The following is a 12194-nucleotide window of genomic DNA, read 5'->3' on the forward strand; positions in this document are numbered from 1 at the left end:
CAGTGGTCGGTCCTAGCGTGGTCTGCATGGAGGACACGGAAGCTCGGTGGACAGCGGACCAGGTGCTCGCGCTCGCACCTGACGCAGCATCACGCACGGCGGGCGCGCGGCTCGCGGCGCCCGCGCCGTGGTCCGGCACGGGCGCGGCGGGCACGGCGGTGTGGGGGCTGTGCGCGGGCAGCGGCAGCAGGCCTTATCAGACGGTCGTCGATCTGAGCGGCCCCGCTTTCGCGTGCTCGTGCCCGAGCCGGAAGTTCCCGTGCAAGCACGCGCTGGGCCTGCTGCTGCTGTGGGCGGCCGGGGACGGCGGGCCGGTGGCCGCGGGGGCGGCCGAGCCGGAGTGGGCCGAGCAGTGGACGGCGGCACGCCACAGGAAAGCGGAAGCGGCTGCCGCCGCCGTGCCAGGTCCCGGGGCCGCGCCGGGCGGCCGGGAAGCGGCGAAGAAGCGGGCGGAGCGCCGGGCGGTCCGGGTGGAGGGCGGCGCGGTCGAACTGGAGCAGCGGCTCACCGATCTGCTGCGAAGCGGTCTCGCGGGGTCCGACCGCGCCGGATATCAGCAGTGGGACGAGATCGCGGCCCGGATGGTGGACGCGCAGGCCCCCGGGCTCGCCGCCCGGGTGCGCGAGCTGAGCACGGTGGCCGGCTCCGGGGGTGACTGGCCGTCCCGCATGCTGGAGGAGACGGGCCTGCTGCATCTGCTGGCCCGCGGCTTCCTCGGCCGCCAGCGGCTCCCGGCGCCGCTGGCCGAGACGGTGCGGACCAGGATCGGCTTCACCGTCGACTCCGCCGAATTGCTGGCGGGGCCGCTGGTCAGAGGGCAGTGGCTGGTCCTCGCGCAGTACGACACGGCGGACGAGCGGCTGACGACCCGGCGGATCTGGCTGTACGACTGCGCGTCGGGGCGCTTCGCCCTCGTCCTCTCCTTCGGTGCGGCAGGCCGGGCCCCCGAACTCGCCCTGCCCGTCGGCACGGTGCTCGACGCCGAGTTGGCCTTCCACCCGGCGGCGGTGCCGCTCCGCGCGGTCCTCGGCACGCGCTACGGCACGGGCCTGCCCGAGGAGGTGCCGCCCGGCACGGCGGTCGGCCCCGCGCTCGACTCCTACGGCACCGCCCTGGCCGACGATCCCTGGCTCGACGCGTGGCCCGTCCTGCTCACCGACGTCGTCCCCCTGCCCGGGCAGGACCGTTGGCACGTGGCCGACAGCGCGGATGCGGCGGTGCCGCTGCTCGGGGCCGATCACTGGCGGCTCGCCGCCATATCCGGGGGGCACCCCGTCACCCTCTTCGCCGAGGCCGGCCCCACCGGCCTGCGCCCCCTGGCTGGGTGGACGCGGGCGTCGCCGATACCGATCGCTCTGTAGGGGGTGACGCATCCTGGCGGTTCTTCGGCCGGAGGACACACCGCAAGAGGCAGGGCTCTGGGAGGTGCTGGGGGCACCCGGCAATTTCCTCAAGGCCGGGGCGACCCGGCACGACAGGGCGTCGCGGGGGTACGGGCACGTACATACGCTCAGCCGCGGCGCGATCGTCGGGACTGAACGAGGAGGGACTCGAATGGACATCGGGTGGGACGACCTCGTCGGAAGCGCGTTGCTCGGGACGGAGCGGCGGCGCCCGGGCGGGGTGGTGGGGGACGCGGCGGAGACCGCCGCGGGGCTGCTGGACGCCGCTGCGGCCGGGGCGGTACGGCGGCGGGCCGGGCTGCGGCCCGCCGTGGCCGGGCAGCGGCCGGCGGTGGCGCCGGAGGACCGGCGCGCGGAGTTGCCGCCCGCGGCACGCCGCCGGCTGGAGACGCTGCTGACCGACCGCGCCGGCGGCACCAGCGGAAACCGGCGCGGCTCGGCGCCGAATCTGGCCGAACTGCTGCCGCAGTGGCTGGCGGCGGCGCACCGCGAGGGCTACGCGGCCCCGCCGGAGATACTGCCGGCGTTGCTGGACGCGGCCCGGGCGCGGACGGATCTGCGGGCGGACGCGCTGGCCTTCGCCGGCCCCCGCGGGCGCTGGCTCGCCGGGCTGAACCCGGACTGGAAGTACGCGTTGCGGGCCGGCGCGGGAGCGGTTCCTGGCCCCGACCCGGAAGGGCGCGAGCAGGCGGAACGACTGTGGGAGGAAGGGCTGTTCGCCGAGCGGATCGCCCTGCTGAGCCGACTGCGGCTGACCGAGCCCGCGACCGCGCTCGCGCTGCTGGCCGCGACATGGAAGAGCGAGCGTGCCGAGGACCGGCTGATGTTCGTCGACTCGCTGCGGACCGGGCTGTCCGCGGCGGACGAGCCCTTCCTCGACCAGGCGCTGAGCGACCGCAGCCGCAACGTACGGGCGACCGCGGCCGAACTGCTCTCCGCGCTGCCGGAGTCCGCGCTGGCCGCGCGGATGGCGGGCCGTGCGCGCAGTTGCATATCCCTCGGCCCCGACGGCATCTCGGTGGAGGCGCCCTACGAGTGCGACGCGGCGATGGAACGGGACGGGGTCGCCCCGCGACCGCCCAACGGGCGCGGGGAGCGGGCGTGGTGGCTGGGCCAGTTGGTCGACGCGGCGCCGTTGGCGACCTGGCGGGCGCGGTTCGGGGGCCGCACCCCCGAGCAGATCATCGGGCTGCCCGTGCTGGACGACTGGCAGCCCGATCTGCACGCGGCCTGGTGCAGGGCCGCCGTCCGGCAGCGGGACAGCGAGTGGGCGCGGGCGCTGCTCGGGCCGCCGCCGGCACCGTCAGGACCGCTCGGCGCGGTCGGCGACCCGGCGAAGCTGCTGTCGATACTGCCCGGGGAGGAGCGGGCGGAGTGGGTCGCGGCGTTCATCGCCTCGCACGGGCTGTCCGAGGCGTTCCAGATGCTTGGAGTGTGCGCGGTGCCGTGGGCCGCGCCGCTGGGGCGGGCGGTGATCGACGCGCTCGACATCGCGCGGGACGCGGGCAGCTATCCGTGGAGTTTCAGCGGGGTGATGGGGCTGGCCGAGCGCTGCCTCGACCCTGCGAGTGCGGACCAGGTCGCTGCGCTGGCCTCGGCCGGGGAGGAGCCGGCCGATGGGGCGCCGGGCGCTGCCGCGTACTGGGGGGAGGCGTTTCAGCGGCTGGGCAGCACGTTGAGGCTTCGAGCCGCGATGTGGGATGAGCTTCGCCCTGCGGGCGGCGCTGGGTGACCCTGCGGGCTGCACCCGCTGGCCGGCTCCGGGACCTTCTCCCGGTGGTGGGCTCGTCGCGCAGTTCCCCGCGCCCCTGGGTGGATGCCACTTGCGGTGGGGGGTCGCCCTGCTGCTCCGTCGGGGGCTGGGCGCGCAGTTCCCCGCGCCCCCGAGGGGGTGCCACTTGCCGTGGCGTTGCGCGATTTCCCGACATCGGGGTTGCGCGCGCCGTTCCTCACACCCCTCGGTCGGTGCCACTTGCCGTGGGCCGTCATCTTGCTGCTCCGTCGGGGGTTGCGCGCGCCGTTCCTCGCACCCCTGGGTGGATGCCACTTGCGGTGGGCCGTCGCCCTGCTGCTCCGTCGGGGGCTGGGCGCGCAGTTCCCCGCGCCCCCGAGGGGGTGCCACTTGCCGTGGCGTTGCGCGATTTCCCGACATCGGGGTTGCGCGCGCCGTTCCTCGCGCCCCTGGGTCGGTGCCGCTTGCCGTGGGCCGTCACCATGCTGCTCCGTCGGGGCTGGCGGCGGGGGCATCCGCGCGGGGTCAGGCTGCCGCGGAGGAGACGTTCGCGTTGACCCAGGCCACGATGTCGCCCGTGGAGGTGCCGGGGGTGAAGATCGCGGCGACGCCGAGTGCCTTGAGCGGGGCGATGTCAGCCTCGGGGATGATGCCGCCGCCGAAGACCTTGATGTCCTCCGCGTCGCGGTCCTTGAGCAGTTCGATGACCTTCGCGAAGAGCGTCATGTGGGCGCCGGAGAGGATGGACATCCCGATGGCGTCCGCGTCCTCCTGGATGGCGGTGTCCACGACCTGCTCGGGGGTCTGGTGGAGGCCGGTGTAGATGACCTCCATGCCCGCGTCCCGGAGGGCCCGGGCGATGACCTTCGCCCCTCGGTCGTGGCCGTCGAGTCCCGGTTTGGCGACGACTACCCGGATCGGACCGGACACACCCATCTCTGCCTCCATGTGTATGCCTCGCGGGCCGCGGACCGCCCTGTGTGAACGAACGTTATCTCCCGTGTCCAGTGCCCGTCAGTTTTACGGACGGCTCCGAGGGGGAAATCACACAGTGGGACACATTCCCCAGAAGTCGGGCCGACGGTGGCCCATACGGGCGAGGGACACGCCCGGGCCGACCGGCGACCCGTCGAGGTTCTGAGGAGCCGCTGCCAGGACTCCGCATTGCCGCGCTCGCCAGCCGCAGAGCGCGGTGACGCGGCATCCGCGGACCCGTCCGCGGGCGCCGGTTCCTCCGATGGCACCGGGGTCAGTGCGGATTCCGGGGCCGCGACGGGAGGTGGGCCATGGCCGGCCAGTCGTCGGGGGCGAAGCAGGGCTCAGGTCAGGGCACCGGCAAAGGCGCAGGTCACGGCGCCAGAACGGACGCAGGCCAGGAGGAGGAGCCGGACGGCGCCGGAAGCCGCCTGTGGCACGGGGTGGGCCTGGCCAGGGCGACCGCGATGGACCTGGCGGTCCTGGCGGGGCACCTGGTGCTGTATCCGACCGGGATGCTCCCGGAGCGCGGCCACGCGCGGGACACCGGCAGGGCGCATCCACCGGTTCTCCTGCTGCACGGCTTCGTGGACAACCGCTCGGCCTTCGCCGTGCTGCGCCACTCGCTGCACCACCACGGATGGACGCAGGTGCAGGCGTTCAACTACTCCCCGCTCATCGGTGACATACGCGCCGCCGCCGAGCTGTTGGGCCGCCATGTGGAGCAGGTCTGCGTGCAGAGCGGGCGCCGCCGGGTGGACATCGTCGCGCACAGCCTCGGCGGCCTGATCGCGCGCTACTACGTTCAGCGGCTGGACGGCGACCTGCGGGTACGTACGCTGGTCACGCTGGGTACGCCGCATGCCGGCACCCGGGCGGTGCCCGTGCTGGCGCCGCATCCGATCATCCGGCAGATGCGGCCGGGTTCCGAGGTGCTGGTCGAGCTGGCGCAGCCCGCGCCCGGGTGCCGTACGCGGTTCGTCGCGTTCTGGAGCGACCTGGACCAGGTGATGATCCCGGTGGAGACCGCGCGCCTGGTCCACCCGGACCTTCCAGTGGAAAACATCAAGGTCAGCGGGGTGGGACACCTCGCACTGCCCGTGCACGGCACGGTGGTGGCCGAGATCCGCCGGGCCCTCGCGGGCGCCGGTCCACTGCGTCCCGCGATCGAGGCGGCATAACGGACACATAACGGTCGGATATCGACCGAACGTCGGGCAAGCCGGACGTGACGTTACGGGCAGAGATTGTGGCCTTCCCCCGGAGGCGGCTACAGTCACCGCTAATTCTCCTGCTGCCGAGGCGAAAGAGAAGCTGGCGGTGAACGAACGTCACCCGTCGGGGCACGTCCCCGACTACGACGCTTACGCGTACGACGCCTATTCCACGGGCGTCCACCAAGCTGTCGGCACCGTCTTCGCCGACGACACCATGACCGGGACGTACGGGTACATCCCGCAGCAGACTTCGCAGTACGGCTACGGCCAGCCGCAGGCCGAGCAGCAGGGCCAGGGCCAGGAGTACGCCTACGGCACCGGCTACAGCTACGACTACGGCCAGGGCCAGCAGCACGCCCAGCCGCAGCAGCCGCAGCAGAGCTACGACCCGTACGGCTACCCGACCGGTGCGACGTACTACGACACCGGCACCTACGACGCCCAGCAGTTCGCGTCGTACCAGCAGCCGCAGCAGCAGAGCGGCTACCCGCAGCAGGACTGGGACTCGGGCGCGTACCCGGCGTACGGCTACGGCTACGACGCCAGCGGCGACACCGGCGTCTACGAGCAGTTCCCGCCGCAGGCGTACGAGCAGCAGCAGTACGAGCACGACCAGCACCAGTACGCGCACTCGTACGCGCAGCAGACGCCGATGCCCGAGCCCGACCCGTACCGCGAGGCCCCGGTGTCGTACGCCGCCGAGCCCGAGCCGTTCGCGGCCGAGGCCCGCGGCCGCGCCGAGGCGGCAGCCGAGCCCGACCCGTACACGTACGAGCCGTACGAGCCCGCGGAGCCCGAAGCCGCCGCCGAGCGGCACGACTACGCCGCCGACGGCTTCGAGCCCGGCGCCCCGGCGGCCCGCAGCAGGCGCCGCAAGCCCGCCAAGCGCTCCGCGCTGCTCACCGTCGCCGTGCCCTCGGTCGCCGTGATGGGCGTGGCGGCGGTCGGCGCGGCGGCCGTGACCGGGGTGGGCGTGGCGCAGGGGGACTCGGGCAGCGCGCACACCGATGCCCAGGCCGCCACCGGCAAGGCGCCGACGACCCAGCTCGACCGGCAGCTCGCCGGGGTGAGCCAGGACGCCACCGACTTCGCGGACCGCGCCAGCCGTACGCAGGAGCGGATCGACCTCAAGGACCGGCAGGCGGCGGCGAAGGCCGCGGCGGCAGCGGCGGCGGCGCGCAAGGAGGCGCTGCGGCCGAAGTTCGTGCTGCCGGTCAAGCACAAGGGGCTGAGCGCCTACTTCGGGCAGGCCGGCGTCAACTGGATGGCCGTACACACCGGTATCGATTTCCCGGTCATGGTCGGCACCCCGGTGATGGCGGTGACGGACGGCACCGTCCGCACGCAGTGGAACAGCTCCTACGGCAACATGGCGATCGTCACCGCCCCGGACGGCACCGAGACCTGGTACTGCCATCTGAGCAGTACGAAGATCCGCAGCGGTTCGGTGAAGGCCGGTACGGTCATCGCGTACTCGGGCAACACCGGCAACACCACAGGCCCGCACCTGCACCTTGAGGTACGGCCCCACGGCGGTTCGCCGATCGACCCGCTGTCATGGCTGCTCAAGCACGGCCTCGATCCGCGATAAGCCCGCTCCCCACCCGCCATGAGCACGCCTGCGACCCGCGGTAAGCACGAGGGCCGCAGCACCGGCGAGCCCGAAAGCCCGCAGCGCCACGGCCCTGCGCCTAAGCCGGCACCGGCACCGGCACCGGCCTACAGCTTCTGCACCGGCGCATAGCGCAGCAGCAACTGCTTGGGCCGCTCGTCGCCGAAGTCGATCGTCGCCTTCTCGTCGCCCGGCTGCCCGGTGACCGAGACGACCGTGCCCAGGCCGAACTGGTCGTGGGTGACCCGGTCGCCCACCTTGAGCGTGATGACCGGCCGGTCGCCGGCCGACCGCCGGGTCGCGAAGCCGCCGGAGGCACCGCCCCGCCGCCCGCCGCCGCCCAGCGTCGTGGACAGCGACGCCGCCGCCTTCGACACCGGGCCGCCGCCCGGTCCGGCGGCCGAACCGGTGCGCTTCCACTCGATCAGCGTCGCCGGGATCTCCTCAAGGAAGCGCGACGGCGGGTTGTACGCGGGCTGGCCCCAGGCGCTGCGCATCATCGAGCGGGTCAGATAGAGCCGTTCGCGGGCGCGGGTGATGCCGACGTAGGCCAGCCGCCGCTCCTCCTCCAGCTCCTTGACCTCGCCCAGCGCCCGCATGTGCGGGAAGACGCCGTCCTCCATGCCGGTGAGGAAGACGACCGGGAATTCCAGGCCCTTGGCGGTGTGCAGGGTCATCAGGGTGATGACGCCGTTCGCCTCCGCGTCGTCGTCGGGGATCTGGTCGGAGTCGGCCACGAGGGCGACGCGCTCCAGGAAGTCGGACAGGGTGCCTGGCTCGTCGTCGCCGCGCTCCTGCTCGAATTCCAGCGCCACCGCCGCGAGTTCCTGCAAGTTCTCCACCCGGGTCTCGTCCTGCGGGTCGGTGGAGGCCTGCAACTCGGCCAGATAGCCGGTGCGTTCGAGCACCGCCTCCAGGACGACCGCGGGACCCGCGCCCGACTCCACGATCGTGCGCAGCTCGTCCATCAGGGTGTTGAACCGCCGGACCGCGTTCGCCGAGCGCGCCGCCATGCCGTAGGCCTCGTCCACCCGGCGCAGGGCGGCGGCGAAGGAGATCTTCTCGCGCAGCGCGAGGGCGTCGATCATCGCCTCGGCCCGGTCGCCGATGCCGCGCTTGGGCACGTTGAGGATCCGCCGCAGGGGTACGCCGTCCTCGGGGTTGGACAGCACCCGCAAGTACGCGAGCACGTCGCGGACCTCGCGCCGCTCGTAGAAGCGGACGCCGCCGACGACCTTGTACGGCAGGCCGACCCGGATGAAGACCTCTTCGAAGACACGGGACTGCGCGTTGGTGCGGTAGAAGACGGCGACGTCGCCGGGGCGGGCGTCGCCGGCGTCGGTGAGGCGGTCTATCTCGTCGGCGACGAACTGCGCCTCGTCGTGCTCCTGGTCGGCGGCGTAGCCGATGATGACCGGGCCGTCGCCGGACTCGGTCCACAAATTCTTCGCGCGCCGCCCGGCGTTGCGCTCGATGACGGCGTTGGCGGCGGACAGGATGGTCTGCGTGGAGCGGTAGTTCTGCTCCAGCAGGATGGTGCGGGCGTCCGGGTAGTCCTCCTCGAACTGGAGGATGTTGCGGATGGTGGCGCCGCGGAAGGCGTAGATGGACTGGTCGGCGTCACCGACGACGCACAGCTCCGCCGTGTCCTCGCCGGTGCCCACCAGCTCGCGCACCAGGGTGTACTGGGCGTGGTTGGTGTCCTGGTACTCGTCGACCAGGACGTGCCGGAAGCGCCGCCGGTAGTGCTCGGCCACGTCCGGGAAGGCCTGGAGCAGGTTGACGGTGGTCATGATGATGTCGTCGAAGTCCAGCGCGTTGGCCTCGCGCAGCCGGGCCTGGTAGAGCGCGTAGGCCTCGGCGAGCTTCTTCTCGAAGCCGTTCTCCGCCTGTCCGGCGAAGGTCTCCTCGTCGATCAGCTCGTTCTTGAGGTTGGAGACCTTCGCGCTGAAGGACTTCGGCGGATACTGCTTCGGGTCGAGGTCGAGGTCCCGGCAGACCAGGGCCATCAGCCGCTTGGAGTCCGCGGCGTCGTAGATCGAGAACGACGAGGTGAAGCCGAGCACCTTCGACTCGCGGCGCAGGATGCGCACGCAGGCGCTGTGGAAGGTGGAGACCCACATCACCTTCGCGCGCGGGCCGACCAGCTCCTCGACCCGCTCCTTCATCTCGCCCGCGGCCTTGTTGGTGAAGGTGATCGCGAGGATCGAGCCGGGGTGGGCGTCACGGGCGGCGAGCAGGTGGGCGATGCGGTGGGTGAGGACCCGGGTCTTGCCCGAGCCGGCGCCGGCGACGATGAGCAGCGGCCCGCCGGAGTGCTCGACGGCCGCACGCTGCTGCTCGTTGAGCCCTTCGAGCAGCTGGGCGGGGTCGGTGGCCGGGCGCGGGGCGCCGTTGCGGTAGTACGCGTCGCGCCCGCCGCCGCCAGCACCCCAGTCCTCCGGGGGCGGCGGTGCGTCGGGGTCGGCGGGTTCCGGCGCCACGTGCAGACCGGGCAGGAAGTCGTCGTCAAAGAGGCTGCTCATCGCCTCCCGAGTCTAGGGCCTGTCGTGTGGGTCTCCGCGGCGTCGCGGTGTCCGCCCGCACCGGCGGTGGCGCCCGCGTCCCCACCGGTAGCACCTTTTACACCCTCCGTGACATCCGGACTTGATTACGAAAAGGTATCGGGCCTATCGGACACCGCTCTTCCCAGCGGCGCCGACGTGCGGCTACGGTGCCGCACCAGGCAGCATCCGGAAGGAGTCCGCCCGGCAATGGCGACGCACCGTAAGGCCCGCACCGCGATACTCACCGCCCCGCGCACCGCCGTGGGGCTGACGACGGCCGCCCTGGCCACCGTGACCCTGTTCTCCGAGACCGCGGGCGCCGCGCCCGCGACCCCCGCGCCGCAGCCGTCGATCGCCCAGGTGAAGGCGAAGGTCGACGCGCTGATGCACCAGGCGGAGGTGGCGACCGAGCACTACAACGGCGCCAAGGAGAAGGCGAGCCAGCAGAACGCCACCGTCAACAAGCTGCTGGCGCAGGCGGCGCAGAAGACGCAGGCGCTGAACGACTCGCGCCGGCTGCTCGGGCAGTACGCCGCCGCGCAGTACCGCTCGGGCGGTGACGACTCCACCGGGCGCTTCCTGCTGGCCGACGATCCGCAGGACCTGCTGGACCAGGCGCATCTGACGAGCCTGCTGGGCAAGCGGCAGAAGTCGGCCGTCGAGTCCTACCGGGTGCAGCAGGCCGCGGCCACCCAGCAGCGCATCGAGGCGGCCAAGAGCCTGGCGACGCTGACCACCCAGCAGGCGCAGCTGCGTACCGCCAAGGCCGATGTGCAGACCAAGCTGGGCGCGGCCCAGACGCTGCTGAACAGCCTCACCGCGCAGGAGAAGGCCCGGCTCGCGGCGCTCCAGGCCCAGCAGGAGGCGGAGGCCAGGAGGAAGGCCGCCGCCATCGCGGCGCAGGAGAAGGCCAAGGCGGAGACGGCGAAGAAGGCCGGTACGACCGCGGGCACGACCGCGCACACCGTCCCGGCGAACGCGTCGGTGTCGGCCAAGGCCATCGCCTTCGCGCGCGACCAGTTGGGCAAGCCGTACGTGTGGGGCGCGACGGGGCCCGACTCCTTCGACTGCTCGGGCCTGACGCAGGCGGCGTACAGGGCGGCCGGCATCCGGCTGCCGCGGACCACGGGCGAGCAGGTGGACGTCGGCACCCGGGTGTCGCAGTCGGACCTGGAGCCGGGCGACCTGATCTTCTTCTACAGCGACGCCAGCCACGTCGGCCTCTACATGGGCGGCGGCAACATGATCCACGCTCCGCACACGGGAACGGTCGTCAAGGTCGCCCCGATCACCGAAATGCCGATCTATGCGGCGGTTCGTCCGTACTGATCCCGCACGGAATCCGTACCGGCCGATCACAAGCCGTAAGATCACAAAGCGATTTCGGTCACGTTGCAATCCAAACGTCCCAACTTTCGGAGAAGTTGAGTACGGTATCCCGCTAGGTGGTGCGTTCCCCGCCGGTGAAAATGCCGGCACCGCGCCGCCTCCGCTCAATCCGGCCCAGGCCGGAACCGGGGACCCACCACGCACCATTGGGGTGAATCGGGACAGACGCCGGAAAGCGTCCGACCCGTAGGGCTACCTTCCCAGCCCGAACCCGTCAGCTAACCCGGTCGGCGGTTCACGGAAGGAGTCGCCTTCGTGGCGTCGCACCGCAAGCCGCGTCCGCGGATACTCGCCTCGACCGCCCCCCGTGCGGCGGTCGGCGTCACCGCGGCGGCCATCGCCTCGGTCACCCTGCTCAGCGAAAGCGCGAGCGCGGCTCCCGCGAAGCCCAAGCCCTCGATCACCGAGGTCAAGGCGCAGATCGACACCCTGAACCAGCAGGCCGAGGTCGCCACGCAGAATTACGACCAGGCCAAGGAAAAGACCGAGACCCAGCGCGACAAGACCAACCAACTGCTCGCGCAGGTCGCCCAGAAGACCCAGCAGATGAACGAGTCGCGCCGGGTTCTGGGCCAGTTCGCCAGCGAGCAGTACCGCGACGGCGGTATCGACCAGACCGTGCAGCTGCTGCTCGCCGCCGACCCCGAGCAGTTCCTGAACCAGTCGCACATGGTCAGCCAGCTGTCCGCGACCCAGGCCGACGCGCTCAAGAACTTCCAGATCCAGCAGGAGCAGGCCTCGATCCAGCGGGCGCAGGCCACCGCGAGCCTGACCCAGCTCACCACCGCGCAAAAGCAGCTGGCCACCCAGAAGAACACGGTGCAGACCAAGCTCGCCGCCGCTCAGAAGCTGCTGAACAGCCTCACAGCCGAGCAGCGCGCCAAGGTCGCGACCATCCACAAGGGCTCGACCTCGACCACGAGTTACACCTACAGCGGGCCCGCCTCCGGCCGCGCCGCCGCCGCGATCAGCTTCGCGCTCGCCCAGCGCGGCAAGCCGTACGTCTACGGCGCCACGGGTCCCGGCTCGTACGACTGCTCGGGCCTGACCGGGGCGGCCTACCGCGCCGCGGGCGTCACCCTCGGGCGGACCACGTACGACCAGGCCAAGCAGGGCGTCGCCGTCTCGAAGGCCGACCTGCGGCCCGGCGACCTGGTCTTCTTCTACTCCGGGCTGTCCCATGTGGGCATCTACCTGGGCAACGGCCAGATCGTGCACGCCCCGCACACCGGCGCGTTTGTCGAGGTCGCCCCGCTCAGCTGGATGCCCTTCGCCACCGCCCGCCGCGTGGCCTGACCGCGGCCCCTTTCCACGGGTCGC

General features: G+C 72.2%; 8 protein-coding genes and 1 riboswitch. Of the genes, 6 read left to right on the plus strand and 2 right to left on the minus strand.

Translation table 11 applies throughout. The features are described 5' to 3' along the window. The first annotated feature begins 26 nt into the window (after positions 1 to 26). Positions 27 to 1361, plus strand: coding sequence for an SWIM zinc finger family protein (locus OHA86_RS13915; protein WP_329175435.1), 1335 nt, complete (start codon positions 27 to 29; stop codon positions 1359 to 1361). A 193-nt stretch (positions 1362 to 1554) separates the two neighbouring features. Beyond that, the gene (locus tag OHA86_RS13920; RefSeq protein ID WP_329175437.1) at positions 1555 to 3135 is read left to right on the plus strand and encodes a DUF5691 domain-containing protein; all 1581 of its coding nucleotides are present in this window, start codon (positions 1555 to 1557) and stop codon (positions 3133 to 3135) included. A gap of 525 nt (positions 3136 to 3660) precedes the next feature. Here OHA86_RS13920 and OHA86_RS13925 read toward each other — a convergent pair. Next, positions 3661 to 4071: a cobalamin B12-binding domain-containing protein gene (locus OHA86_RS13925; protein ID WP_329175440.1), complete on the minus strand. Its 411-nt coding sequence runs from the start codon at positions 4069 to 4071 to the stop codon at positions 3661 to 3663. A 506-nt stretch (positions 4072 to 4577) separates the two neighbouring features. Here OHA86_RS13925 and OHA86_RS13930 point away from each other — a divergent pair. Both OHA86_RS13930 and OHA86_RS13935 read left to right on the plus strand, forming a co-directional pair. Beyond that, positions 4578 to 5291 (plus strand): esterase/lipase family protein, encoded by a 714-nt coding sequence (locus OHA86_RS13930; protein ID WP_329182404.1) that lies wholly within the window; start codon positions 4578 to 4580, stop codon positions 5289 to 5291. Positions 5292 to 5430: 139 nt separating this feature from the next. Continuing rightward, a complete protein-coding gene (locus tag OHA86_RS13935) occupies positions 5431 to 6918 on the plus strand; it encodes a M23 family metallopeptidase (protein WP_329175441.1) in 1488 nt (495 codons plus the stop codon). Positions 6919 to 7046: 128 nt separating this feature from the next. Here OHA86_RS13935 and pcrA read toward each other — a convergent pair whose 3' ends face one another. Further along, a complete protein-coding gene (pcrA, locus tag OHA86_RS13940) occupies positions 7047 to 9464 on the minus strand; it encodes a DNA helicase PcrA (protein WP_329175443.1) in 2418 nt (805 codons plus the stop codon). Positions 9465 to 9692: 228 nt separating this feature from the next. Between pcrA and OHA86_RS13945 the strand changes: the two genes are divergently transcribed. Both OHA86_RS13945 and OHA86_RS13950 read left to right on the plus strand, forming a co-directional pair. Further along, the gene (locus OHA86_RS13945; protein ID WP_329175445.1) at positions 9693 to 10814 is read left to right on the plus strand and encodes a C40 family peptidase; all 1122 of its coding nucleotides are present in this window, start codon (positions 9693 to 9695) and stop codon (positions 10812 to 10814) included. A 151-nt stretch (positions 10815 to 10965) separates the two neighbouring features. Further along, a riboswitch (cyclic di-AMP (ydaO/yuaA leader) is annotated at positions 10966 to 11122 on the plus strand. A gap of 7 nt (positions 11123 to 11129) precedes the next feature. Beyond that, positions 11130 to 12170: a C40 family peptidase gene (locus tag OHA86_RS13950; protein ID WP_329175447.1), complete on the plus strand. Its 1041-nt coding sequence runs from the start codon at positions 11130 to 11132 to the stop codon at positions 12168 to 12170. Positions 12171 to 12194 lie beyond the last annotated feature (24 nt).

It is taken from the genome of Streptomyces sp. NBC_01477, from assembly GCF_036227245.1.
GTDB lineage: Bacteria > Actinomycetota > Actinomycetes > Streptomycetales > Streptomycetaceae > Actinacidiphila.